The sequence below is a fragment of the Methylobacillus pratensis genome, assembly GCF_054072455.1.
Genome location: NZ_JBSUSR010000002.1, coordinates 510,166 through 534,881 on the forward strand (window position 1 = coordinate 510,166; position 24,716 = coordinate 534,881).

Genomic DNA, 24,716 nt, shown 5'->3' on the forward strand with positions numbered 1-24,716 from the left:
TATCTCAGTAATAAAAAAGCCCGGTCATCCGGGCTTTTTTATTGGTTGATCACTTGCCGATGCAGAAGCGGCTGAATATTTCCCCAAGCAGGTCATCCGGGGTAAATTCCCCGGTAATGGTATTCAATGCGTCCTGAGCCAGCCGCAACTCTTCGGCAAACAATTCCGGCTGCATCAACAACCCCGCGGCGACTTCGAGATGTTCACGCACTGTATTCAGGGCCAGCAGGTGCCGGCTTCTTGCCATGAACACGCCTTCGCCGCTGGGTTGCCAGCCTGCGATTTCCAGCAGGCGCTGACGCAGCAGCTGTACCCCGTCGCCGGTCTTGGCGGAAAGATGAATATGGGTTTCGCCAGCCTTTTCTTCGATTTTTGGCGTTGTCGATTCGAGGTCTATTTTGTTGTGAACCCAGATTTTGGGCAAAAACTGCGGCAATCGCTCCAGGATCGATTTTTCCATATTTCCAATACCATGAGCTGCGTCGACCAGCAATAACGCAACACCGGCGTTTTGTAGAGCTCGCCATGTGCGGGCAATACCATACTGCTCGACTTCGTCGCTTGTCTCGCGCAAGCCGGCAGTATCGATGATATGCAGTGGTACTCCATTGATTTGTATGGAATTTTTAATCGTGTCCCGCGTGGTGCCGGCAATCGGGGTGACAATCGCGACTTCTTCGCCCGCCAACTGGTTCATCAGGCTGGATTTGCCTACGTTGGGCTGGCCGACTAATACGACCTGCAACCCCTCGCGCAATAAATTACCTTGCTTGGCTTCGCGGAACACGGCGTCCAATCCTGCCGCCACGTTTGCCAGTTTTTCAGCGACGCGCCCCTGGCTGATGAAATCGATGTCTTCCTCGGGGAAATCCAGGCATGCCTCGACATAGAGCCGCAAATCGATCAACTGTTGCAGCAGGCCATGAATTCTAGCGGAAAACTCGCCGGACAAGGATTTGACGGCGCTGCGCGCCGCAGCCTCGGTTGCGGCATTGATCAGGTCAGCCACGGCCTCGGCCTGGGCCAGGTCCAGCTTGTCGTTCAAATAAGCGCGCCGTGTGAATTCCCCGGGCTCCGCCTGCCGCGCGCCCAGTGCAAGACAGCGCTTGAGCAAGATCTGCATCAGGGCCGGGCCGCCATGCGCCTGCAGCTCGAGCACATCCTCGCCGGTGTAGGAGTGCGGTCCCGGGTAGTAAATGGCAATGCCCTGGTCGATCAGGGCATAGTGTTCGTCACGAAAAGCAAGGTACGCGGCATGGCGCGGGGCAGGGCAGTGGCCTAGCATCGCCTCGGCGATGGACTGGCTGGAAGGGCCGGAGATACGCACCACGCCAATGCCCCCGGACCCGGGAGCAGTGGCAATGGCGGCAATAGTATCAACGACGCGCATTTCCCTTCTTTTTCACCGCCGCATTGTGGATGGTGCGGTTGATCTGCCATTGCTGTGCAATGGAGAGGATGTTGTTGACCAGCCAGTACAGCACCAAGCCGGCGGGGAAGAAGAAGAAGAACACGCTGAACACGATAGGCATGATGGTCATGACTTTGGCCTGCACCGGGTCGGCAGGCTTGGGATTCAGCCTGGTCTGGATGATCATGGTGGCGCCCATGAGAATAGGCAGTACGTAGTAGGGATCGACCGCGGACAAGTCCTGTATCCAGAGCATGAACGGCGCATGGCGCATTTCCACGCTGCCAAGCAACACCCAGTAGAGCGCAATGAATACCGGGATCTGCACCAGGATGGGCAGGCAGCCGCCCATCGGGTTGATCTTCTCGGTCTTGTACATTTCCATCATGGCCTGGTGCAGCTTCTGCCTGTCGTCTCCGTATTGCTCCTTCAGGCGCTGCAGGCGAGGAGCCAGTTCGCGCATATTGGCCATGGAGCGGTAGCTGGCTGCCGACAACGGGTAGAAAGCCAGCTTGATGAGAATGGTCAGCAGGATGATCGCAACGCCCCAGTTATGCACCAGCTTCTGGATCGAAGACAGGATCCAGAACAACGGCGAGGCAATCACGGTGAGCCAGCCGTAATCGACCGTGTATTCCAGGCCTGGCGCGACGCTCTTCAGTTCGCTTTGCGTCTGCGGGCCGGCATACAGGCGCGACTTCAATTCCACCGACTGGCCAGGCTCGATGTTCCCCAGGTGGCTGACGCTGCCGATCGAATAGATGTTATCCGAGAGTTTCTTTGAGTAGAACTCGCGCGCCAGGCCGTCCTTGGGAATCCAGGCGCTGACGAAATAATGCTGCACCAAGCCGACCCAGCCGTCACTCGCGTTCTTGGAAAGGTTGGTCTTGGACATGTCGGAGAAGCTCAGCTTCTTGTACTTGTCGGCCTCGGTGTAATAGGCGCCGCCGGTGAAGGTCGGCATCATGTACGAACCCTGGTGTGACTGGTTGTCGTGCACGATCTGGTAGTAAACGGAAGGATCGATGGCAGCCTGGCCGTTGTTGCGGATTTCGTAGCTGACTTCAATCGCATAGCTATCACGGTGGAAGGTGTAGATCTTGTCGACCTCGACCCCGTTATCGCCTTTCCAGGTTAAGCGCACGTCCAGCTTGTCGGCGCCCTGGGCGAGTTGGTAACTTGTCGATTCGCTCGTGAATGTCGCCTTATGGGTAGGCAGGTCGTTGCCGATGAGGCCGGTCTGCGCGACATAGAGCATAGGCGCCGACTGGTCGTCCATCAGCACGAAGTCCTTGTCCAGGTCCTGATCATCCTTGTGTTCACGCAACTGCAAGCGGCGCAGGTCGCCACCGATCGTGTCGATGCTGGCCTTGTAGAGGTCGGTTTCCACATTGATGCGCTCCGCGGACTGTAGGCGGAACCCGGTCTCGACAGGCAAGCTCGCCTGGCTTGCGGCAGGCGCGGCAGATTTGGCGGCCTGTGGAACGCTGCCATCTACCGTTTGCTGGGCTGTCTGCGCCGCAGGCGCTTCAGCAGGCTTTTGGTCGCGCTGCCACGAATCCCATAGCATGAGGATGGAAAATGAAAAAATAACAAACAGAATCAGGCGCTTGGTATCCATAAATCTCTTAATCTATTTATTGGGCCACAACCTCATGGCACAGGATCATGACCGCCGCCATGCCATGGATGACACTTGGATAAACGGCGTATTGTATAAAAGGCTCCGCGCCATGCGCCATGCTTTTGTATGGCTTCAACGGCATATTGCGAGCAGGTCGGGTAAAAACGGCACCGCTGGCCCAGCAAAGGACTCAAGGTCCATTGATATAGCTTGATCAAACCCACCATCAGCCTGGCAAGCATTCAGACCGCTTCCTGCCGGCTTGCCAGCTTGTGCTGCAGCTTGGTAACCAGCTCGGCAAACTCTTGCTCGATTTCGGCAAACTGCGGCCTGCCAAACAGCACTTGCGGCCTGGCCACCAGGTCCAGGCCTGGTAATTGATGCTGGTTCAACCGGAACAGTTCCCGCATGACGCGTTTGATGTAATTGCGGTCAACGGCGCGGCGGGCGATTTTCTTGCCCACCACCAGGCCGATTCTTGCATAAGCCAATTCGTTATAGCGATAGTGCAATACAAGATAGCGGCCTGAAACTCGTTTGCGGAAATTAAAAACGGATGAAAATTCATCCGTTTTTAACAATTTTGCCTGGCGCTTAAACGCATAAGTTGGCAAAACCATGTATAGCTAGAATCGCCTTGACGGCGAGTGGCCGATTAAACAGCCAGGCGAGCACGGCCCTTGGCACGGCGCGCAGCGATAACAGCGCGACCGCCGCGGGTCTTCATACGCACCAGGAAACCGTGCGTACGGGCACGGCGGATTTTAGAAGGCTGGTAAGTGCGTTTCATGTGAATCTCCGGTTGACTTCTAGATGTTGCGAATCAAAAACGCGTAATTTAACCTGAAAACACCGGGCTATGTCAATGTTTATTTGGGGAAACCTAGCCGTTGTGAAAATGATTGTGCGCTGCCTGTGGATAAGTTGTGGCAAACAGGCTAGAATCACCTATCCCGGCTATGGGGTCAAACCCGATGAAACCGGCATCTGGTCGATAATAACAAATAGGCAGGCGTCCGTCCTTACCTCATCATTTCATTTTCACTGCGGAGTTTCGGGCAACCGATGGAAAATTTTTGGTCACTTTGTCTCGGTCGCTTTGAAGAAGAGTTGTCAACGCAGCAATTCAATACCTGGATCAAGCCATTGCGCTTCGAAGCGCACGAGGGCGCATTGCGCCTGCTGGCGCCCAACCGTTTCGTGCAGCAATGGGTGAAGGACCGCTTCCTGCAAAAGATCGCCGCCTTGGCGGAAGAAGCGTTTTCCGCGCCCATGCAAATCGAGCTGGCCCTTTACGACGCCAGCGACAAGGCGCCAGCCAGCAAACCCGCTGCTAAAGCCAAGCCCACGGCAGAGCCTGCCCCGGCCGCTAAAATTGAGGCTGAAATCAGCAAGGTCACGAAAACCGTCACGCCTGCCAAATCCGCCTCGGCCGCAGTCAAGAAAACCAAGCCTGCCGCAGAAAGCAACGGCCTCAACCCGGCGTTCCGCTTTGACAACTTCGTCACCGGCAAGGCCAACCAATTAGCGCGCGCTGCCGCTATCCAGGTCGCGGAAAATCCGGGCACGGCCTATAACCCCTTATTCATTTACGGCGGGGTAGGGCTGGGCAAGACCCACGTCCTGCAAGCCATCGGCAATCACTTGAAGTCGCAGCGGCCCGACGCCAAGATCCGCTACCTGCATGCCGAACGCTATGTGTCTGACGTCGTGAAAGCCTACGAACACAAGGCTTTCGACGAGTTCAAGCGCCAGTACCATTCCCTGGACCTGCTGCTGATCGACGATATCCAGTTCTTCGCCAAGAAGAGCCGCACCCAGGAAGAGTTTTTCTATGCCTTCAATTCACTGATCGAGGCCAAGAAGCAAATCATCATTACCTGCGATACCTACCCCAAGGAAATCGCCGACGTCGACGAACGCCTGCGTACGCGCTTCAGCTGGGGCCTCACCGTCGCGGTGGAACCGCCCGAGCTGGAGATGCGCGTCGCGATCCTGCTCAAGAAAGCGGAAGCCGCCCGCGTAACGCTGGACGAGGATGTCGCCTTCTTCATCGCCAAGCAGGTGCGTTCCAGCGTGCGTGAACTGGAAGGCGCATTGAACCGCATCATCGCCATGGCCAACTTCACCGGCCACGCCATCGACGTCAACCTGGCCAAGGAAGCCTTGAAAGACCTGATCGCCGTACGCGGCCGCCAGATCACCATCGAGAACATCCAGAAAACCGTCGCGGACTATTACAAGATCAAGGTCGCAGAGATGTACAGCAAGAAACGCTCGCGCAACTTCGCACGTCCGCGGCAGATCGCCATGACATTGGCGCGCGAGCTTACCAACCACAGCTTCCCAGAAATCGGCGAAGCTTTCGGCGGCAGGCACCACACCACAGTCATGCATGCCTGTGACGAAATCGAGCAGTTGCGGCAGAACGACCAGAACCTTGCCCGGGATATCTCGGTATTGATCCAGGTAATCCGGGATTAAGTTGATGAAAGATGAATGTACGCTTATGGAAAAGCTGTGGGCAGAAATGCGGTTTAAACGCGTTTTCGAGAAAGCAGTAAAATAACCAACATTCTATCCACAGCAGGGTATAAAAGTTTCAAGATAGTTTATTTTCAAGCAGGCAATTGAATTTAAATTGAAAATTAGAGTTATCAACAGAAGTTACTAACCTTATTGTTATTATCAATTTATTTTTTATATATTAGGTTTTAAAGATATGAACATTAAAATCAATCGCGATACGCTGCTAAAACCTCTTTCATCCGTAAGCAGTATTGTTGAAAGACGTCATACTTTGCCTATTCTTTCCAACCTGCTGTTGGAAGCCAAACAAGACAAGATCGTCCTGACGGCAACGGATCTCGAAATGCAGATTTCACTTTCCGTGGAAACTGCCGTAGGAGGGGAGCTCTCAACCACCATTTCAGCCAAGAAGCTGCTCGACATTTGCCGCTCGCTGCCTGAAAACGCCGAAATCACCATGGCCACCCAGGACAGCCGCATCCAGGTGAAAACCGGCAAGAGCCGCTTCAACCTGCAGACATTGCCTGCCAACGACTACCCGGTGATGACCAAAACCGCGGACGCAGGCAACACCGTGATCAAGATCGGGCAGAAATCGCTGAAGCGCCTGTTCAAGCAAGTCGAGTTCGCGATGGCGCAACAAGACATCCGTTATTACCTCAACGGCTTGTTGTTCGAAGTCAATGGCAACCGCCTAAATGTGGTGGGCACGGACGGCCACAGGCTGAGTTTCACCTCCACGGAGCTTGCCAACAGCTACGAAAAGCAGGAGATCATCCTGCCGCGCAAGACCGTCATCGAATTGATAAAACTGTTGGACGAAAGCGAAGATGAAGTCACAATAGAGGTTGCCAATGGCCAGGCTAATTTCGCTTTTGGTGATATCCGATTGATTTCAAAGGTGATTGACGGGAAATTTCCTGATTACACCCGCGTGATCCCGAACGGGCACCAGAACAGTTTCACCGTGGACCGCACCATGATCCTGCTGTCCATGCAACGCGCTTCCATCCTGTCCAACGAAAAATATCGTGGCATCCGCATGGTGCTTTCGGCCAACAGCCTGAAGCTGATCAGCACCAACAGCGAGCAGGAAGAAGCAGAGGAAGAACTCGAGATCAGTTATGGCGGTAGCAGCCTGGATATCGGCTTCAATGTCACCTACATGATTGACGTACTGAACAACTCAGACAGCGAAAGCGTGACATTCTCGTTTGCAGATGCCAACAGCAGCTGCCTGGTGACCGTGGAAAACGACAGCAACTACAAGTATGTCGTGATGCCAATGCGTATTTAACTGATTGAATATTCAATAATAACTTGATTGTTTCACGTGAAACCCACAGGACTATGACTGATTACAATTCCGACAGTATTAAAATCCTCGAAGGCCTAGACGCAGTTCGCAAACGCCCTGGCATGTACATCGGTGACACTTCCGATGGCAGCGGCTTGCACCACATGGTATTCGAGGTGCTGGATAACGCGATTGACGAAGCCCTCGCGGGCCACTGTGACGACATCAAGGTCATTATTCATCCCGACAATTCCATTAGCGTTTCCGACAACGGTCGCGGCATTCCCACCGGCATCAAGAAAGACGACAAGCACGAGCCCAAGCGCTCCGCCGCCGAGATCGTCATGACGGAACTGCATGCGGGCGGCAAGTTCGACCAGAATTCCTACAAAGTTTCCGGCGGTCTGCATGGTGTGGGCGTTTCCGTGGTCAACGCGCTTTCGGATTGGCTCAAACTGCGCATTTGCAGCAACGGCGAAGTGCACCAGATGGAATTCCGCCGTGGTGTGCCAGTAGCCCCGCTGGCCGTAACGGGCACTACCGAGCGTACGGGAACCGAAGTGCATTTCCTCGCTTCCACAGAAACTTTCACCAATGTGGAATTCCACTTTGAAATCCTTGCCAAGCGCATCCGCGAGCTTTCCTTCCTCAACAACGGCGTCAAGATCGAGCTGGTCGACCAGCGCAACGGCAAATCGGAAAACTTCGCCCATTCCGGCGGGGTGAAGGGCTTTGTCGAATACATGAACCGCAGCAAGACCGTGCTGCATCCCAAGCCATTCTTTGCTACGGGCGAAAAAGACGGCATGACCGTGGAAGTCTCCATGCAGTGGAACGACTCCTACAGCGAAAGCGTGCAGTGCTTTACCAACAATATTCCGCAACGTGACGGCGGCACCCACCTAACCGGCCTGCGTACGGCGATGACGCGTACTCTCAATAGCTATATCGAGCAGAACGAACTGGCGAAAAAAGCCAAGATCGACACCAGCGGCGATGACATGCGCGAAGGCCTGACCTGCGTGCTGTCCGTGAAGGTTCCCGAGCCGAAGTTCTCCTCGCAGACCAAAGACAAGCTGGTTTCGAGCGAAGTGCAGCCTGTGGTGCAGGAAGTGGTCGCCGCCAAGCTGGCGGAATTCCTGCTGGAGAACCCGAACGAAGCCAAGATCATCTGCAACAAGATCATCGAGGCTGCCCGCGCACGCGATGCTGCGCGCAAGGCGCGTGAAATGACGCGCCGCAAGGGCGCCATGGATACCATGGGCTTGCCGGGAAAACTTGCGGACTGCCAGGAAAAAGACCCTTCGCTGTGTGAACTTTATCTTGTCGAGGGCGATTCCGCGGGCGGTTCCGCCAAGCAAGGCCGCGACCGCAAGTTCCAGGCCATCCTGCCATTGAAGGGCAAGATCCTGAACGTGGAAAAAGCGCGTTTCGACAAGCTCCTGTCCTCGCAGGAAATCGCCACCCTGATCACCGCATTGGGCACCGGTATCGGCAAGACCGATTTCAGCGCGGAAAAACTGCGCTACCACCGCATCATCATCATGACCGATGCGGACGTCGACGGCGCGCACATCCGTACCTTGCTGCTGACCTTCTTCTACCGCCAGATGGGCGAACTGGTCGAACGCGGCCACGTCTATATCGCCCAGCCGCCTTTGTACAAGGTGAAGCAGGGCCGCGACGAGCGCTACCTCAAAGACGAGCAGGAAATGGACCAGTATTTGCTGCAATCCGCGCTCAAGGGTGCCGAGCTGCTCAAGCAAACCGATGGCGAAACCATCAGCGGCGAAGCGTTGGCGGCGATTGCCAAGCAGATGGTGCTGACCGAAGCCATTATCCGCCGCCTGAGCCCGCTCTATGACGAGAGCATCCTGCGCGCATTGCTCAACCTGGGCAAGCTTGAACTGGATAGCGAAGCCCAGGCCGAGGCCACCGCCGCCAAACTCCGGCCGTTGCTGGGCCATACCGGCAGCGAAGTGCTGGTCACGCAAAACCAGGAAAACGGCGACTACCGCCTGGAAATCAACAAGTACGTTCACGGCAACCTGCAAGCCAGCGTGATCGACAGCGATTTCATCAACAGTGGCGACTACCAGCAAATCCTCTCGACCTCCCTGACCTTGCAAGGCCTGGTGGGTGAGGGCGCCATCATCAAGCGCGGCGAAAAACAACAACCGGTCGGCAGCTTCAAGGCGGCCCTCGACTGGCTCATGGGCGAAGCCAAGCACGGGCTCAACATCCAGCGCTATAAAGGCCTGGGCGAGATGAACCCGGAACAGCTGTGGGAAACCACCATGGATCCTACCGTACGCCGCTTGCTCAAGGTGCAGATCGACGACGCGATTGCCGCGGATGAAATCTTCACCACCTTGATGGGCGACCAAGTGGAGCCGAGAAGAGCCTTTATCGAAGGAAATGCATTAGGCGTCAGCAACTTGGACGTCTAATACCTGGTAGGTTTTCGCTATTTCCGAGAACCTACCCAAAGGCTGCATCTTGGAATACTATTGCTGAGGTAGTGTAATTTTACTATTTACTATCCTGGGGAGGATGCAGCATGGTCAGCATAATGGGGTATCACATTCCACCGGACTCCGGCACAAGTCGGCTAGCGCATTGGTCCAAGCCTTGAGTTGAGCCGGATTAGCTGAGATGGCAAACGGCCGAGACATCCGGAGCGTGTTCCACGCGCGGAGTGTCCAGGATCAGCCGGCACCCTCATTTACCTATTCCCTAATTTCCAATGTCGTCGGCCTGGTGATAGTGCTTGGCTCGGTCCTGCTCGGCGCGATGGTTTGGCAGGCCATTGTCAGCACCGAGAAGGAAGCGCGGCAGGAAATCAGCGAAACGCTCAACCTGGCGGTAAGCCGTCTACAGCTTCTAATCCGCGCCGCGGAAATGACAGTGGAGTCCGTCGAACGCATATCGCGAGCCTCGGAGGTGAGCGGGGCTACGATACAACCCATATTGGAGAGTTCATTGGCTGCGTTCGAGCAGCGGCCGGAATTGAGCTACCTGGGCATCGCCCTGCCGGAAATGGGGGAGTACGCAGCCCTGGAGCGAACAGCCGATGGCGCCATCCAGTTCAAGAGTTTTCCCGGCACGCGTTCCAATGACGCCGTGATACGCAGCTTCTCCCTGACTCAAAAGGGCTTCGCCCTGCACAAAACCTATCCCGCCGACGGTTATGACCCGCGAGTGCGGCCGTTCTACCAGGCGGCGTTGAACAAGCCACATGGCGGCACCTGGATACCGGCATATGAATGGATAGGGTATTTCTCGGGCAATGAGCCGCTCTGGGGGTTCAGTTACGTCAAGGCGATCAGGGATGGTTCAGGGCAACTGGTCAGCGTGATCGATACCGACTTCGATATGCCGGCATTGAACCGTTTCCTCGGATCTCTGGCTGCGGACCACCGTATCCAGCTGCAAGTGATGGAATTGGACGAGACGCCTCGTTTGATCGGCGGACCGGAAGCCGGGCGAGTACCGCTGCCTGTCACTGCAGAACTTGCCTTCTTGACGGATTTTTCCGGCAATATCTTCGTGAAACAAATGGAGCTGGCGGGTAAACGCCAATGGGTCGCCGCCCGGCGCATCGATCTGCAGGGGGGCCTTTCATGGCTGGTCGTTGCCTCGCGGCCTGCACCTTTCATTGAGGCTGCACTGCGCAACCAGTTGTACCAGCTGCTCGGCATAGGGTTGCTCATCGCGGCTGGTTTGCTGCTGGCCCTGGCACGCATGTCACGACGCTTTGGCAGGCCGCTTGCCGAGCTCGAACAGCGTGTGGTTCGCATCGAGGAGAACAAGCTGGACATGCCGGTGATGGGCAGCGCCGCCACGGCGGGAGAGTTCCGCGAGACCCAGCGCCTGAGCGATGCGCTCGATCGCATGACGGTGGCGATCGGCCAGCAAGTGCTCGCCAAGGAGCAGCAGCTGGCTTCGCTCGCGCTCAAGGGGGCCATTTTTGATTTTACTTCCGCTGCGATCTTCAGCCTCGATCGCCAGTTGAAGGTGCTGGAGTGGAATGCCGCCGCGGAACGCCTGTTTGGCCTGGAGCACGCTCAAGTGCTTGGCCGGGCGGTCAGCGACATTGTATTGGCTCCCGAAGGCCCTGCCGATTGGGTGGCGATCCTGGCCACCAAAGGCACTGGCACCTTCCGTTTCATGGGAGGGCAGGGGGAATTCGACGCGGAATTGCGGCCGGTGATCTTCACCCAGGACGGCGCAGAGGTTCATACGCTGGTCATCAGCGATATTTCAGAGCGCAAGCGGATCGACGCGGCCTTGCGCGACAGCCTGGCTCGCTTTCATGCCGCCGCGCAGGCTACCGGCGATGTGATCTGGGATTGGAATCTGGCTACCGACCATATCTGGTGGAACGAGAACTTCCAGACCTTGTTCGGCTATGCCGAGCAGGATATCGAGCCCACGATCGCTTCATGGACAACCCGCATTCATCCTGAGGATTATGGACGCGTTGTGGCCCATATCCATGCGGTCATCGACGGAACCGAGGACACCTGGAAGGACGAATACCGCTTCCGCCGCCAGGACGGCACCTATGCCGAGCTGTTCGACCGCGGCCATGTGTTGCGCGATGATGCCGGGCGCGGCATGCGCATGGTCGGCGCCATGCAGGACATTACCGAGCGCAAGCTCGCCCAGGCCAAATTGCTGGCGTTCAACGCCGAGCTGGAAAGGCGCGTTATCCACCGCACCGCGGAACTCATCGCCTCCAACCAGGAACTGGATTCGTTCTGCCATTCCGTCTCGCACGATCTGCGCGCGCCGCTGCGCGGCATTGCCGGGTTTGCCGAAATCCTGGTGCAGCACCACGGCGGCAATCTCGACGACAAGGCCAAGAACTACCTCGGACGCGTGCTGGCGGCCACACACCGCATGGAAGCGTTGATCGACGATTTGCTGCAGCTTTCGCGGATTTCACGCGAGGAAATGCGCCGCGAGGCCGTCGACTTGAGCGCGATTGCCAACGAGATCGTGGCCGACCTGAAGGACGGCAGCCCGGATCGCCAGGTGGAAACCATGATTGAAGCAGGATTGAGCGCCGAGGGCGACACCAACCTGTTGCGCATCATGCTGCAGAATCTGCTGGGCAATGCATGGAAATTCACTGCCAAAACCCTGGATGCCCGTATCGTCTTCGCTGCGGAGGAAGGGAAGGACGGCACGCCTGGCTTTTTCATTAGCGACAATGGCGACGGTTTCGACATGCGCTATGCGAGCAAGCTCTTCAGTCCTTTCCAGCGCTTGCACCGCGAGACGGAGTTTCCCGGCACCGGCATCGGCCTTGCCACCGTAAAGCGCATCATCAGCCGCCACGGCGGGGATATCTGGGTTCAGGCCGAGCCCGGCAATGGCGCAACTTTTCATTTTTCCTTGGGGCAACCTGCATCATGAGCATCAAAAACGACAAGCCTATTCTTCTCGTCGAGGACAACCCTGATGATGATGAGCTGACGCTGCTTGCATTCGAGCAAAACCACATCTTCAATACCATTACCGTGGCGCGGGACGGCGTGGAGGCGCTGGATCTGTTGTTCGGCCCTGACGGCCAAGGCGGAAGCATCGATCCCGCCGTCGTTCTGCTCGACCTCAAGCTGCCTAAGGTGGACGGGCTTGAAGTATTGCGCCGTATCCGCGGCGACGAGCGCACGAAATTCCTGCCGGTCGTGGTCCTGACCTCCTCGCGCGAGGAGCAGGACCTGATCAGCAGCTATAGCCTTGGCTGCAACAGCTATGTGCGCAAGCCGGTGAATTTTGTCGAGTTTCTCGAGGCCGTGCGCCAGCTCGGCCTATACTGGCTGCTCCTCAACGAAAGGCCATCGCGGGGGCTGGGGCCATGAAGATGGCTTTGCGCGTGCTCATGGTCGAGGATAGCGACGACGACGAACTCCTCATCCTGGAAGCCTTGAATCGCGGCGGTTTCGAGGTGCGCCATTTGCGCGTCGAGACCGAGGCCGGCTTGCGCCAGGCGTTGTGCGACAAGCAATGGGACATCGTGTTGAGCGATTATTGCCTGCCGTCGTTCGATGCCGAGGGAACATTGCGGGTGCTGCGCGAAACCGGCTGCGATATTCCCGCCATCATTGTTTCCGGCACGGTAGGGGAGGATGTCGCGGTCCAGACCATCAAGCACGGGGCCGAAGACTACTTGCTCAAGCAGAACCTGATCCGCCTGGTCCCGGCGGTCCAGCATGCGCTTGACGCGGCTGAAATCAGGCGCCAGCGGCACCGGCTCGAGCGCATGAAGACCATCATACTCGACAGCTCGCCCGACCTCATTTGCGTATTCGACCAGCAAGGCCGGTTCCTGGAGGTCAGCAGCGCCTCGAAAGGCATGCTGGGCTACGATCCTGCAGAGCTGGAAGGCCATTATTTCGACAAGCTCGCCCATCCGGACGACCTGGAGCGCATCAGGAAAGAGTTTCAGGCAGTGCTGCAAGGCAGGAACTCGAAAAATTTCGAGAAACGCTGCCTGCACAAATCCGGCGACGTCGTCCACATGCTCTGGTCGGCCGCCTTTTCCAAGGCCGACGGCGTAGTCGTTGGCGTCGGCCATGACATCACCGAGCGCAAGCAGATGGAAGAAGCCTTGCGCAGCAGCGAGGAAAACATCCGCCACGAGCGCGCCTTGCTGCGCGCGCTGATCGACAGCATCCCCGACCTGGTGTTCTTCAAGGACACCGATTTCGCCTTCAGGGGCTGCAACCGCGCCTTCGAGCATTATCTCGGCATCGCCGAAGCCAAGCTTACCGGCATGACCGACTTCGACCTGTTGCCTGACAATTGGGCCCAATACTATCGCAAGGAGGACCAGAAACTGTTTGCCTCGGGCCAAATGCAGCGCACCGAGGAGGAAATTCCGGGCAGCGGGGGGCGCATCGGCATGTTCGATACCATCAAGGCGCCTTTCTACGGCCCGGGCGGCGAATTGCTGGGGCTGCTGGGGATCAGCCGCGATATTTCCGAGCGCAAGCGCATGGAGGAAAGCCTGCGCGAAAAGACCGCGCTGTTCGACGCTCAGGTCGAAAGCTCTCCCGACGGCATCATTGTGGTGAATACGCAGGGGAAAATGGTCATCGAAAACCAGCGCATGCGCGAATTGTGGAAGATACCTCCGCATATGGCCGCCAAGCTGGGCAGCGAGCCGCCGCTCGATTTTGCCGCGCAGCGCACCACATCCCCAGCCAAGTTCATCGCCAAGGTGCTCTGGCTGCGCGACCATCCCGAGGAAACCGCCCATGACGAGCTCGAGCTTATCGACGGCACCATCCTGGACCGCTATTCCGCGCCCGTGCTCGACAAGGAAGGACGTTACTACGGGCGCATCTGGATTCACCGTGATGTCACCAAGCGCAGGCAGGCCGAGCAGCACATCCGCTACCTGGCCATGTACGACGGCTTGACCGGCCTGCCGAACCGCAACCTGATCCAGGAGGGCATAGGGAAAGCGATTGCGCATGCCCGCCGCACCAATTGCATGCTCGCATTGCTCTATCTCGACCTGGACCGTTTCAAGGTGGTCAACGACGGCTACGGCCACCTGTTCGGGGACAGGGTATTGAAAGCCGCAGGCGAACGCCTGTGCGGGCTGGTGCGCGAGGGAGACACCGTGGCCCGCCTCGGCGGCGACGAATTCCTGGTCCTGCTTGCCGACTTGCGCCAGCCGGCCGATGCCGACATCGTCGCGCGCAAGATCGTCGAGAGCCTGGATAGCCCGGTGGTCGTGGAGGGACGCGAAATCTACCTGTCCGGCAGCGTCGGCGTGAGCATGTTCCCGCACGACGGCGAGGCTGCAAACGTCCTGATCGACAATGCGGACATGGCGATGTACCGTGCCAAGGAGCTGGGGCGCAACACCTACCAGTTCTTCACGCACGAGATGAGCGAGGATACGCAGCGCCGCGTCGACATCGAGACCAAGCTGCGGGGCGCGGCTGCGGCCGGGCAGTTCCGGCTGGTCTACCAGCCCAAGGTGAACCTGGAAAACGGCAGCATCATCGGCTGCGAAGCATTGTTGCGCTGGCACCATCCGGAACTGGGAACGGTCTCTCCCAGCGATTTCATCCCGATTGCGGAAGATTCGGGCCTGATCGTGTCGATCGGCGACTGGGTGCTGCGGGCTGCCTGTACCCAGGCGCGCTGCTGGATGGACGAGGGAATGCCGCCAATCCACGTTGCGGTGAACATTTCCGTCCGCCAGTTCCTGCAGCAGGACATGGTCTCCTGGGTCAAGCGCACGCTCGAGGAGACAGGGTTGCCGCCCGACTGGCTGGAGCTCGAGCTGACGGAGAGCGTGATCGCCCAGGATATCGAGGAAGTGATCCACATCATCGACCAGCTCCAGGCAATCGGGGTGAAACTGTCGATAGACGATTTCGGTACGGGGTATTCCAGCCTGAGCTACCTGAGGCAGTTCCGCGTGGATACGCTGAAGATCGACCAGTCATTCGTGCGCAACATGCTGACGGAAACCGAAGACGCAACGATCGTGCTCGCCGTCATCTCGCTTGCCCACAACCTGAATTTCAAGGTAATTGCCGAAGGCGTGGAGACGGAGCAGCACTATAATTTCCTGCGCATGAACCGTTGTGACGAGATCCAGGGGTTCTACTTCAGCCAGCCCATGGATCCGGCGGAGTTCGAGACAATGCTGCGCGAGGGCAAACGCCTGCTTTGACACGTTGGCTTCGTGTCCTGCCGGTATCTTTGCACGCAGGCGATCCGCATCACAGCAGCTTCAAGGGCTGCCTACCTATTCCTTGTGCGCCAGCGCACTGACCCAGGGCAGCGGATTGGGGGAGACCACGTAGGTGACTCCGCCGATATCCGATTTGAAAACAAACCCGTAGCTGAACACCGTGGCATCGGGAAGCCAGAATACCACCGGTTCTTGGCGGTTGATGCCGTCATAGCCATAGGCGATCGCGGCATCGTGCGCAAAGCGGTACGCCGCGAGGAATGCTTCCACTGTAGGCTGGTCCGCCACCAAGCCGTCGACTTCTGCTTCAGCCCAGTTGCCGCCCAGCAGGCGCGCAGTTTCGTTCACAGTCTTGAGGTAATGCCAGCCGTGGTCGATCGGGGCGATTTTGTAGACACTCCATTGGTTTTCCATCCTGGATGCTCCTAAGCGCGGTTGTTGCTGAAAAATATCCAGCGTATTTAATGGGACCCTATCTATGATCATTTGGTCCGATCTGCCATTGATGAAATAATACATGCTGTTGTTATCCGTTTCATACTGTATCAGACCGATGTAATCCATTGATTCAGCGATAATTTAACCGGGATTTCCACGCCCATGAGTCGTGTATGGCTGAACCATTCTGCGCATGAAGGGTGCGATTGCGCAGTAAACAGGAGCATATGATGTCGAATGCAGTATCCAGGGGGCTGAACCCTGCCCAGATCAAGACCAATGTATTGAGCGGCTTGACCGTGGCACTGGCGATGGTGCCGGAGACGATCGCGTTTGCCTTCGTGGCCCACGTCTCGCCATTAACCGGTTTGTATGCCGCGGTTATAGTCTCGTTCATTACCGCCGCCTTTGGCGGGCGCCCCGGCATGATTTCCGGCGCGGCGGGTTCGCTGGCGGTGGTGATGACGGCCCTGGTGGTGCAGCACGGGGTGGAATACTTGTTCGCGACCGTGGTGCTCATGGGGGTGCTGCAGATGTTGTTCGCGGCGGCGAAGATGGGCAAGTACATCCGTATGGTGCCGTACCCGGTGATGCTCGGTTTCGTGAATGGCCTGGCCATGGTGATATTCTTCGCCCAGTTCAACCATTTCAAGATGGCGTCGGCGGACGGCAGCGTGCAATGGATGAGCGGGCCCTTGTTATACACCATGTTGGGATTGGTAGCATTGACGATGCTGGTGATTTACCTGCTGCCGCGTGTGACGAGGATGGTGCCTTCCGCGCTGGCCGCGATTGTGGTGGTGTCGGCAGCGGTCGCGGCGATGGGGCTGGAAACCAAGACTGTAGGGGACTTGGGCTCAATCGCCGGCGGATTGCCTAGCTTGCATGTGCCGCAAGTGCCGCTCGGCCTGGAAACTCTCAAGATCGTGTTCCCTTACTCCTTGATCCTGGCCGCGATCAGCCTGATCGAGACCTTGCTCACGCTTAACCTGATCGACGAGATGACCAATACGCGCGGCCAGCCCAACCGCGAATCCATGGCGCAAGGAGCCGCCAACGTGGTGACCGGGTTCTTTGGCGGCATGGGCGGCTGCGCCATGATAGGGCAGAGCATGATCAACATGAACGCGGGCGGCCTGAAGCGCCTGTCCGGCATTACCATGTCGGCGTTCCTGCTGTCGTTCATCCTGTTTGCCTCGCACTGGATCGAGATGATCCCGCTGGCCGCCTTGATCGGGGTGATTTTCGTCATGGCGATCAAGACCTTCGAGTGGGGCAGCTTCCGGCTGTTCGGCAGGGTCCCCAAGGCGGATATCTTCGTCGGCATCCTGGTGGCGTTCATCACGGTGGTTAGCGACCTGGCGGTGGCGGTGCTGGTCGGCGTGATCGTCTCGGCGCTGGTGTTTGCCTGGGAGCATGCCAAGGAAGTCTCGGCCAGCGCCTATGTCGACGAGGCAGGGCGCAAGGTCTACATGCTCAAGGGCAGCGTGTTCTTTGCCTCGATTGCCAATTTCCAGGCGCTGTTCAGCCCGCAGGACGATCCGGTGCAGGTCGTAGTGGATTTCAAGCAGGCCAAGGTGGTGGACCACTCGGCGCTGGCCGCGATCGATGCCTTGGCCGAGCGTTACGCCCAGCAGGGCAAGCAGTTATCGCTCAAGCACCTGAGCCCAGATTGCCGGGCCCTGCTCGGCCGTGCGCGCGACTTGGTCGAGGTCAACCTACTCGAAGACCCAAATTATCCGGTAGCGGACGACAAGCTGGGATAGCGTTTCCAGGTGGCTCGCGCTAATACCTTTGCAAGGCTACTTCACGCTGAAACGGTACTGGTTTCGCCCCATGGATTTGCCATCCTGCCCGGTGATCTCGGCCTTGAGCTCATATTGTCCTTTCTCCAGCATCGGCAGCGGATAGTCGCGCAACTTATGGCCGGAATCAGGCAGCATTTCCAGCGGCAGTTTGAGCGTATCCAATTGCTTGCCCTCCCGGTACAAGGTCACCGTATAGCTGGCGTGCTCGAAGCCGCGCCAGGTGTCGTTGATCGCCCATAGGCCGACCTGGGGCGACGCGCCCGCCTCGTACTCGTCCTGCTTCCATTCTAGGCTCGGCAGCACGGGTTGGTAGGCGGTGCGCAATGCTTCGTAGCCTGCCTTGGGATCGCGCCAGTAATCGACGATGCCCCAGTTGATGGAGGGCCAGTTTTCCACGAACATGAACTGGAATACCGCAGAGACCGGGCTATAGCGCTGGCGGCGGTAATTCTCCACCGCGAACTGGATCAAGCGCGCCTGGTAATGCTGGCTGTTGGCAATGAATTCCTCGATATTGCGGCCTTGTTTCACCCCGGCGAACTCGAACGTCTCCTTGCGCTGGAAGTTGTGATATTCCCACTCGCGCCATTTGGCCTCGCTATCGGGCCAAAGCAGCTCTTCGCTGAACATGCGTTTCAGGCCCTTGAGGTTGGGCAGCGCCTGGGCGCCGAATTCCGTGCTCCAGGGCGTGGGGGCAGGGCGAGAGAAAGCGAGCCAATGGTCGAAGTACCAGCCCATCCATTCATGCTCCTTGGTGGCCGATTCCTTGCGCACCACGCGCAACGTATCCAGCTTGCGCGCATCTTCGTAGAGCAATTCGTCCAGCTTGCGGTTGATGTCTGGCTGGTAGTCGGGATATTTCTGCGCCATCCAGGGCGAGTCCCACGGCGGCTCGTTGTGCATGGTCCAGGAAATGATGGATGGGTGCCGCTGCAGCGATTGCACCATGTCTTTCGCCTGGCTGCGCGCCTCGGCGATAAAGGCCGGGTCGTCGCTATACCCCCACAACAACGGGAAATCCTGCGTGACCAATATGCCCATGCGGTCGCACAGTTCGTAGAAATCCTTCCCGGTGACATGGGCGTGCACGCGCACGGCGTTGATATGGGCCGCCTGCATCATGTCCAGGTCCTGCCGGTAACGCGCCGGCGTCATCTCGGCCAGCCATTGGCTGGCGATATAATTGGTGCCCCTGAGGAACATGCGGCGGCCGTTGACGAACCATTGCAGGTTGTCATCCGCTTTGACTTCCCGCACGCCGAACACCTGGTGCTGCCGGTCCAGTAGCTTGCCCGATCGGTCCTTGATGCTGAGTTCCAGCTTGTACAGATTGGGTTTGCCATGCTCGTAGGGCCACCACAGGGCGGGATTGTCCAAGGGGTAGCTGAGGTCGAGGCTGTTTTCGCCAGGCTTCAGGGTTTGCCGCTGAGAAAAATGCACTGCCGGCCCCTTGAAGTTCTCCGGGCTGATGCTGGCTTCCACCGTCACGGGTGTTTCATGTGAAACATGTTGGCGGACCACGGCCTCCGTCTTGATCTCCCAATGCTGGGGTTTTGCCTCCGTTGCCTGCTTGCTGGGGGTGGCCTGCAATTGGCGGACTGCGGCCTGGTCGGCAAACTGCAATTCGACCGGCGCCCAGATGCCGCCGGTGTTCTTTTCCTGCCCGCGCTCAGACCAGGCGCCTCCGGGCCGGGTATCGTGATGGCTGAAGATGCCTTTCACCAGGCGTTTGTGCAAGGACCAATCCTCGGATTTTTCCAAGGGGCTGTTCACCAATACGCGCAACTGGTTCTCGCCCGGCTTCACCAGTCCTGTGACGTCGAATTCGAATGCCTGGAAATAGCCGGTATGGTGTCCGAGGTAGCGGCCGTTCAGCCATACGTCGGCGGCGTAGTCCACGCCGTTGAATACCAGGTGGGCCACCCGGGAGGCATTTTGCGCGTTCAGCTTGAACTGGGTCTGATACCAGGCAAAACCGCTGATGTCATGGCCTTGCCGATACCAGTTGTCCGGGACATTGATCTTATTCCAGCCGTACGCGGGTGCCTGCAGTTGAGGCGTGACATTGCCCGGGTCGGCGACAGGCTGGAATTGCCAGCTGCCGTTCAGGGATTGGCTGGATTCTTGCGCATGTGATGGCAAGGCATTAAGCGTGAGGCATAGCATCGACAATGTGAGCAGGCGGGAAAGGTGGCGCATGGCGGGATTTCACAAAAAACAAGCCGGGCATTGCCCGGCTTGGGGTTAAGCTTCTATGGTCTTCGGCTTTTTATGGTTGAGATAGTAATGTGTCAGCTTCTTAGCGACATAACCTGCAATCAGGGTCTTGAGTAACAGTTTCATGAAAAACCTCCTAACGTGAGTGATTCTAGTGTCGTGGCGTTGTTGCGCTGTGGCTGCCTTGGTCGACTTGGCCGCGCCAGGCGCCAGTGGCCGCACCGCGGGACTCGATAAATCCCTTGAAGCGTTCCAGATCGCCTGCCACGCGGTGGCTGAGCACACCAAGGGCGTCACCGGCATTCTCCAGCAAGCCTTCCGGGTCGTAATCCATTTGCAGCATGATGCGCGAAGTGGACGCGTCGATATGGTGGAAGGTGACGACGCCGGCATTGCGCGCCCCTGAAATGCTGTGCCAGGCAATACGCTTGCCCGGAATCTGCTCGGTGATTTCGGCATCCCACTCCTTGCGCTGGCCGGCAATTTCAGCCTTCCAGTGCAAATGGGTGTCGTCCAACTGGGTGACCTCGATGATGCCTTCCATGAACAATGGAAAATCCTCGAATTGCGTCCATTGGTCGTAGGCCACTTGGTCCGGTACCTTCACTTCTATGGATTTCTCGATCACTGGCATAACGCCCTCCTATCAATATGGATGGTTTCAAGGCTAAACAGTTCCGCTGAAATCGGCTTTCGTCAGCAGATATCCTGAGGCTCAGTGTAACGGCAGTGCTGATTACGCTGCATAGGCGAGCTTCCGATAAGGCTGTCGGAGAAAGTGAATGCACACAGTAAAACGCAGCAAAGCCGCGTAAGGTATTGTTCACCCTGCGTTGGCAATATTGAAATGATTTGATTCATGCAAACAAAAAGCCTGCAATTGCAGGCTTTATTGTCAGTAGTGCTAGCTTGGATTGCAGCTGTGTCCAGTGAGCGATGAAATATTACTCATGAATCAAGAACGGACTGTCACTGCCACCAGCCGCACGACGATGGGGCGGACCAGCAATACGCATACAAAAGCCACTGGCATGGCCAGCTCGTAGGATTTCATCACCCTTCCAAGATAGCCTGGGCCGAGTCCGCTGTTGGCGCCCACGATGACCAGGCACATCAGCATGGCCATGATGCCGGACATGAAAAACGCAAATACGAAAGAGGTGTAACGCTTGGGCAGGCCGAGGTTGAAGTTGGATCTCATATGTTTGTTGCTCCGATGCGATGTCATTGGCGGTCACTTTATCCGGGTTGTTCGTAAGCCAGTAGTAGTGAAAACCTAAATTCATTTTCAAGTTAAACTTAACAATCGATCACCTAGGGAAAAGGCAATCTTGTGGATAACCTGAAAGGCATCAGCAGCTTCGTCAAGGCCGTGGAAGAAGGCAGTATTGCCGGCGGAGCGAGAAGGCTGGGAATTTCAGCCGCGGCCGCCAGCCAGAACATTGCCCGGTTGGAACAGCAGCTGGGTACGCGCTTGCTGGTCAGGACCACGCGCAGCCTCGCCTTGACCGAGAGCGGCCAGCTTTATTACCAGCGCGTGCAATCGGTGATCGAGGAGCTTACGCATGCCCAGGCGGAGCTGCATGCGCTTGGCGGCGAGCCGCGCGGAAAATTGCGGATTGCCTGTTCCGCCGCCTTCGGGCGCAACGTGCTGGCCCCTCTGGTGGCGGCGTTTGCGATCCGCTATCCCAGGCTCAAGGTCGAGCTGGTGCTGGCGGACCATTACGTCGACCATATCCGCGAGGAGATCGACCTCAGCATCCGGTTCTCCCAGCAGCTGGAGCCCGGCCTGGTGGCACGGCGGATTGCGCGGGTGCCGTTGCGTTTCTGCGCCTCCCCGGCATATCTCGCCCAGCACGGCACCCCGCATGACCCGGACGAGTTGCTTCATCACCAATGCCTGGTGCTGCGCGTGCCTTTTGACGGACGTTTGCTGGGATGGCGGTTTGCCAGGAATGGCCTGAGTTTCGAGGCCAAGCTGAACGATACCCTGGTTTGCAACGATATCGACTCCCTGGCGGTCATGGCGGCAGCCGGTGCCGGAATTGCGCGCATCGGGGCGTTTGTTGCCGACCGCCTGATTGCGGAGGGCCGCTTGGTACCGTTGTTCGAGCCGGGCGGCGAAAAAGCGCCCGCCGTCGAGATCGAGCCGCTGGATTTCTATGCCTGCTACCGTGATCGCCAGGCCGCCACCGGCAAGCTCAGGCTGCTGATCGACTTCCTCGTGGCACATATTCCGGCGCAATGGCAGGCCTGACCGGCTCAGCATCGAGCAAGCAGTTTCAGCCGAACAGGCTGGCCTGTTCCGGCGGATCTGGCTCGATTTCGTCTGCGCGCACCAGGTTGCTGACCTTGACGCCCAGCAAGCGGAAACGCTGATCCAGCGATACGCGTTTCAGGCAGGCGCCCGCAGCGCGGCGGATGGCGGCAGCGTCATTGACGGGAGCGGGCAGGGTAAGGTCGCGGGTGGCGGTGCGGAAATCCTGGTACTTGATCTTGATGCCTACCGTGTACCCTAGATAGCCTTTGTGTTGCAGGTCGCCGGCGACGCGTTCGCACAGCGAGGTGAAGGCTGTGCCGAGCTGGCGCTTGTCCTGCTGGGCATGCATGTCGCGCTCGAAGGTGGTTTCACGGCTCATGGACTTGGGCTTCGAGGTGGTGACCACGGGCCTGTCGTCTTCTCCCTTCGCCACGCGCATCAGCCAGTGCGAATAGCTCTGGCCGAAGTTTTCCTGCAGCAAGGCGAGGTCGGCCGCTGCCAGGTCGGCGATGGTGTGGATGCCGAGCTTTTCCAGTTTGACCGCCGCCTTGGGGCCTATGCCGTTGATCTTCTTGGCGGGCAGCGGCCAGATGCGCTCGCGGAAAGCCCGGTCGTCGATGATGGTGAGCCCGTCGGGCTTGTCGAGGTCTGAGGCGATCTTGGCAAGCAGCTTGTTGGCCGCAATGCCGATCGAGCAGGAAAGGCCGGTGGCCTCAAACACGGCGTCCTTCAAGCGTTGGGCAAGGGCGGCGGTGTCTTCCTCGTGGGCGCTGAGGTCGAGATAGATTTCGTCGATGCCGCGGTTCTCGATCTGCGGTGCAATGGCGGCGACTGCGGCCTTGAACAGCCTGGAATAATGGCGGTAGGACTCGAAATCAGCGGGCAGCAGGATGGCGTCCGGCGCCAGTTGCGCGGATTTCATCAGGCCCATGGCCGAAAACACGCCGAAGGCCCTGGCCTCATAGGTCGAGGTGGTCACCACGCCGCGTCCGTTGTATTCGCGCAAACGGAAGAATTGGATGCTGCCGTCGGCCAACTGCCTTGGCTGGTAAGCCGAACGGCCGCCTATCACTACGGCATGCCCGCGCAGTTCCGGATAGCGCAGCAGTTCCACCCCGGCAAAGAACATGTCCATGTCGAGATGGGCGATACGCCGGTCGGGGAAGCGGGGGTCTTTCATCTGGGCGCTATGCTAGCAATGATTGTGCAGGTCTGCATCAAATCGTGGATTTTTGTTTACGTAATATTTTTTCAAAATAAGCTGGTGTTCATCAGGGTTTTTGGTTAGAATTCGCACCCTCTAGAAACGTTATGTTTCATGTCCCCATCGTCTAGAGGCCTAGGACATCGCCCTTTCACGGCGGTAACCGGGGTTCGAATCCCCGTGGGGACGCCAATTCCAATAAAAGCAGACCTTGAGCGTCTGCTTTTATTTTGCCTGTCGCATTGATCAACTGATTGATTTCAATATGTTTATTGGCTTGAAAGAATTCAGATTGGCCGACGAGGAGCATGGGCTCTCGTTTCCCGCATTGGTGATGTACCCCACCCGGCAACCTGCTGCCAGCCACGCGTTTGGCCCTTATGTCATGGATGTTAGCTTGGATGCGCCCGTGGCTCCCGGGCAATACTCCTTGATCCTGGTTTCGCATGGCAGCGGCGGCTCGCATCTGTTGTACCGGAGCGTCACCGCCCATCTTGCACAGCACGGATATGTCGTGGCGATGATCGAGCATCCCGGCAACAACCGGGTCGACAACCGCTTCATGGGCAAGGTGGAAAACCTGCAATACCGCCCGCGCCACCTCAAGCTCACGGCTGACGCGCTTTACCGGGACGCTGTCATCGGCCCGCACTTGCGGGCAGGGCAGCTCGGCGTCATCGGGCATTCCATGGGTGGCTATGCCGCGCTGGCGTTGGCCGGGGGGACGCCATGGTATCCGCCTGAAGCATTCAAGCCGGACTACCAGGGGCCAGAGCCCGCGATCCTCGGTGTGGAGCACGACGACAGGGTCAAGGCGCTCGTGCTGTTGGCGCCTGCCACGGCATGGTTCGCGCCAGAGAACGCGCTCGAAAATGTCGACGTGCCAATGTTGATGCTCAGCGCCGAGCATGACCCATACACTCCTGCGTGGCACAACGAGATTGTGCTGAAGGGCGTACGCGATCCTGCCAAAGTTACCAGCCGCTGCGTGAGCAATGCCGGGCATTTTTCCTTTCTGAGCCCGTTCCCGCCAAAGATCAAGCAGGGAGGGGCCTTACCGACTGTCGACCCTGAAGGATTCGACCGCGAACTGTTCCACGAGCAACTCAAGCAGGAAATCCTGGCTTACCTAAACCTCAGGTTCAAGGCGGCATGAACGCAAAATGGGGCATCAGCCCCATTTTGATTGCAATGCAATTG

Annotated in this window: 19 protein-coding genes and 1 tRNA gene; 10 read left to right on the plus strand and 10 right to left on the minus strand. The window is 57.8% G+C overall.

Annotated features, from left to right (window positions below):
- Positions 1 to 49: 49 nt before the first annotated feature.
- From mnmE to rpmH, 5 genes are read right to left on the minus strand one after another with little or no spacing between them, the layout of a single operon-like run.
- On the minus strand, positions 50 to 1,390 hold the full coding sequence (mnmE, locus tag ACW4YW_RS06965; RefSeq protein ID WP_457136909.1) for a tRNA uridine-5-carboxymethylaminomethyl(34) synthesis GTPase MnmE: 1,341 nt from the start codon (positions 1,388 to 1,390) through the stop codon (positions 50 to 52).
- Positions 1,377 to 3,032 carry a membrane protein insertase YidC gene (yidC, locus tag ACW4YW_RS06970; protein WP_457136910.1) on the minus strand — a complete coding sequence of 552 codons (1,656 nt, stop codon included), beginning with the start codon at positions 3,030 to 3,032 and terminating at the stop codon, positions 1,377 to 1,379. Before yidC ends, mnmE begins: the two co-directional genes overlap by 14 nt.
- Positions 3,033 to 3,064: 32 nt before the next feature.
- The gene (yidD, locus tag ACW4YW_RS06975) at positions 3,065 to 3,277 is read right to left on the minus strand and encodes a membrane protein insertion efficiency factor YidD (RefSeq protein WP_457136911.1); all 213 of its coding nucleotides are present in this window, start codon (positions 3,275 to 3,277) and stop codon (positions 3,065 to 3,067) included.
- Positions 3,278 to 3,655: a ribonuclease P protein component gene (gene rnpA, locus ACW4YW_RS06980; RefSeq protein WP_457136912.1), complete on the minus strand. Its 378-nt coding sequence runs from the start codon at positions 3,653 to 3,655 to the stop codon at positions 3,278 to 3,280.
- 35 nt (positions 3,656 to 3,690) lie between these two features.
- Complete coding sequence (gene rpmH, locus ACW4YW_RS06985; RefSeq protein ID WP_230348357.1) at positions 3,691 to 3,825, minus strand: 50S ribosomal protein L34; 135 nt, start codon at positions 3,823 to 3,825, stop codon at positions 3,691 to 3,693.
- Positions 3,826 to 4,100: 275 nt separating this feature from the next.
- On the opposite strand from rpmH, the gene dnaA reads away from it, so the two are divergent.
- The 6 genes from dnaA to ACW4YW_RS07015 all read left to right on the plus strand — a co-directional run bounded on the left by dnaA (position 4,101) and on the right by ACW4YW_RS07015 (position 15,568).
- On the plus strand, positions 4,101 to 5,519 hold the full coding sequence (gene dnaA, locus ACW4YW_RS06990; protein WP_457136913.1) for a chromosomal replication initiator protein DnaA: 1,419 nt from the start codon (positions 4,101 to 4,103) through the stop codon (positions 5,517 to 5,519).
- Positions 5,520 to 5,757: 238 nt separating this feature from the next.
- Positions 5,758 to 6,861 carry a DNA polymerase III subunit beta gene (gene dnaN, locus ACW4YW_RS06995; protein ID WP_457136914.1) on the plus strand — a complete coding sequence of 368 codons (1,104 nt, stop codon included), beginning with the start codon at positions 5,758 to 5,760 and terminating at the stop codon, positions 6,859 to 6,861.
- Positions 6,862 to 6,914: 53 nt separating this feature from the next.
- Positions 6,915 to 9,311, plus strand: coding sequence for a DNA topoisomerase (ATP-hydrolyzing) subunit B (gene gyrB, locus ACW4YW_RS07000; protein ID WP_457136915.1), 2,397 nt, complete (start codon positions 6,915 to 6,917; stop codon positions 9,309 to 9,311).
- Between the two features lie 205 nt (positions 9,312 to 9,516).
- A complete protein-coding gene (locus ACW4YW_RS07005; protein ID WP_457136916.1) occupies positions 9,517 to 12,285 on the plus strand; it encodes a sensor histidine kinase in 2,769 nt (922 codons plus the stop codon).
- A 2-nt stretch (positions 12,286 to 12,287) separates the two neighbouring features.
- A complete protein-coding gene (locus tag ACW4YW_RS07010; RefSeq protein WP_457136984.1) occupies positions 12,288 to 12,731 on the plus strand; it encodes a response regulator in 444 nt (147 codons plus the stop codon).
- Entirely contained in the window at positions 12,728 to 15,568 is a 2,841-nt protein-coding gene (locus ACW4YW_RS07015; protein WP_457136917.1) for an EAL domain-containing protein, read from the plus strand. Before ACW4YW_RS07010 ends, ACW4YW_RS07015 begins: the two co-directional genes overlap by 4 nt.
- Before the next feature lie 75 nt (positions 15,569 to 15,643).
- Here ACW4YW_RS07015 and ACW4YW_RS07020 read toward each other — a convergent pair whose 3' ends face one another.
- Complete coding sequence (locus ACW4YW_RS07020) at positions 15,644 to 16,003, minus strand: hypothetical protein (RefSeq protein WP_457136918.1); 360 nt, start codon at positions 16,001 to 16,003, stop codon at positions 15,644 to 15,646.
- A gap of 251 nt (positions 16,004 to 16,254) precedes the next feature.
- On the opposite strand from ACW4YW_RS07020, the gene ACW4YW_RS07025 reads away from it, so the two are divergent.
- Positions 16,255 to 17,793, plus strand: a complete 1,539-nt coding sequence (locus ACW4YW_RS07025; RefSeq protein WP_457136919.1) for a SulP family inorganic anion transporter — start codon at positions 16,255 to 16,257, stop codon at positions 17,791 to 17,793.
- A 36-nt stretch (positions 17,794 to 17,829) separates the two neighbouring features.
- On the opposite strand, the gene ACW4YW_RS07030 is transcribed toward ACW4YW_RS07025, so the two are convergent.
- The 3 genes from ACW4YW_RS07030 to ACW4YW_RS07040 form a co-directional block, all read right to left on the minus strand.
- A complete protein-coding gene (locus ACW4YW_RS07030; protein WP_457136920.1) occupies positions 17,830 to 20,034 on the minus strand; it encodes a glycoside hydrolase family 2 protein in 2,205 nt (734 codons plus the stop codon).
- Positions 20,035 to 20,203: 169 nt separating this feature from the next.
- Complete coding sequence (locus ACW4YW_RS07035) at positions 20,204 to 20,686, minus strand: SRPBCC family protein (protein ID WP_457136921.1); 483 nt, start codon at positions 20,684 to 20,686, stop codon at positions 20,204 to 20,206.
- Between the two features lie 321 nt (positions 20,687 to 21,007).
- The gene (locus ACW4YW_RS07040; RefSeq protein WP_457136922.1) at positions 21,008 to 21,253 is read right to left on the minus strand and encodes a DUF2798 domain-containing protein; all 246 of its coding nucleotides are present in this window, start codon (positions 21,251 to 21,253) and stop codon (positions 21,008 to 21,010) included.
- 132 nt (positions 21,254 to 21,385) lie between these two features.
- On the opposite strand from ACW4YW_RS07040, the gene ACW4YW_RS07045 reads away from it, so the two are divergent.
- Positions 21,386 to 22,309 (plus strand): LysR substrate-binding domain-containing protein, encoded by a 924-nt coding sequence (locus ACW4YW_RS07045; protein ID WP_457136923.1) that lies wholly within the window; start codon positions 21,386 to 21,388, stop codon positions 22,307 to 22,309.
- Between the two features lie 25 nt (positions 22,310 to 22,334).
- Here ACW4YW_RS07045 and dinB read toward each other — a convergent pair whose 3' ends face one another.
- A complete protein-coding gene (dinB, locus tag ACW4YW_RS07050; RefSeq protein WP_457136924.1) occupies positions 22,335 to 23,492 on the minus strand; it encodes a DNA polymerase IV in 1,158 nt (385 codons plus the stop codon).
- A 140-nt stretch (positions 23,493 to 23,632) separates the two neighbouring features.
- On the opposite strand from dinB, the gene ACW4YW_RS07055 reads away from it, so the two are divergent.
- Both ACW4YW_RS07055 and ACW4YW_RS07060 read left to right on the plus strand, forming a co-directional pair.
- Positions 23,633 to 23,708 (plus strand) — tRNA-Glu (locus ACW4YW_RS07055).
- Between the two features lie 73 nt (positions 23,709 to 23,781).
- Positions 23,782 to 24,672, plus strand: a complete 891-nt coding sequence (locus ACW4YW_RS07060; protein WP_457136925.1) for an alpha/beta hydrolase family protein — start codon at positions 23,782 to 23,784, stop codon at positions 24,670 to 24,672.
- Positions 24,673 to 24,716: the final 44 nt, after the last annotated feature.

What these genes read in the sequence shown, in the direction of transcription:
- mnmE (WP_457136909.1), bottom strand. Translation starts at nt 1,390, where the DNA reads ATGCGCGTCGTTGATACTATTGCCGCCATTGCCACTGCTCCCGGGTCC.
- yidC (WP_457136910.1), bottom strand. Translation starts at nt 3,032, where the DNA reads ATGGATACCAAGCGCCTGATTCTGTTTGTTATTTTTTCATTTTCCATC.
- yidD (WP_457136911.1), bottom strand. Translation starts at nt 3,277, where the DNA reads ATGCTTGCCAGGCTGATGGTGGGTTTGATCAAGCTATATCAATGGACC.
- rnpA (WP_457136912.1), bottom strand. Translation starts at nt 3,655, where the DNA reads ATGGTTTTGCCAACTTATGCGTTTAAGCGCCAGGCAAAATTGTTAAAA.
- rpmH (WP_230348357.1), bottom strand. Translation starts at nt 3,825, where the DNA reads ATGAAACGCACTTACCAGCCTTCTAAAATCCGCCGTGCCCGTACGCAC.
- dnaA (WP_457136913.1), top strand. Translation starts at nt 4,101, where the DNA reads ATGGAAAATTTTTGGTCACTTTGTCTCGGTCGCTTTGAAGAAGAGTTG.
- dnaN (WP_457136914.1), top strand. Translation starts at nt 5,758, where the DNA reads ATGAACATTAAAATCAATCGCGATACGCTGCTAAAACCTCTTTCATCC.
- gyrB (WP_457136915.1), top strand. Translation starts at nt 6,915, where the DNA reads ATGACTGATTACAATTCCGACAGTATTAAAATCCTCGAAGGCCTAGAC.
- ACW4YW_RS07005 (WP_457136916.1), top strand. Translation starts at nt 9,517, where the DNA reads ATGGCAAACGGCCGAGACATCCGGAGCGTGTTCCACGCGCGGAGTGTC.
- ACW4YW_RS07015 (WP_457136917.1), top strand. Translation starts at nt 12,728, where the DNA reads ATGAAGATGGCTTTGCGCGTGCTCATGGTCGAGGATAGCGACGACGAC.
- ACW4YW_RS07020 (WP_457136918.1), bottom strand. Translation starts at nt 16,003, where the DNA reads ATGGAAAACCAATGGAGTGTCTACAAAATCGCCCCGATCGACCACGGC.
- ACW4YW_RS07025 (WP_457136919.1), top strand. Translation starts at nt 16,255, where the DNA reads ATGATGTCGAATGCAGTATCCAGGGGGCTGAACCCTGCCCAGATCAAG.
- ACW4YW_RS07030 (WP_457136920.1), bottom strand. Translation starts at nt 20,034, where the DNA reads ATGCGCCACCTTTCCCGCCTGCTCACATTGTCGATGCTATGCCTCACG.
- ACW4YW_RS07035 (WP_457136921.1), bottom strand. Translation starts at nt 20,686, where the DNA reads ATGCCAGTGATCGAGAAATCCATAGAAGTGAAGGTACCGGACCAAGTG.
- ACW4YW_RS07040 (WP_457136922.1), bottom strand. Translation starts at nt 21,253, where the DNA reads ATGAGATCCAACTTCAACCTCGGCCTGCCCAAGCGTTACACCTCTTTC.
- dinB (WP_457136924.1), bottom strand. Translation starts at nt 23,492, where the DNA reads ATGAAAGACCCCCGCTTCCCCGACCGGCGTATCGCCCATCTCGACATG.
- ACW4YW_RS07060 (WP_457136925.1), top strand. Translation starts at nt 23,782, where the DNA reads ATGTTTATTGGCTTGAAAGAATTCAGATTGGCCGACGAGGAGCATGGG.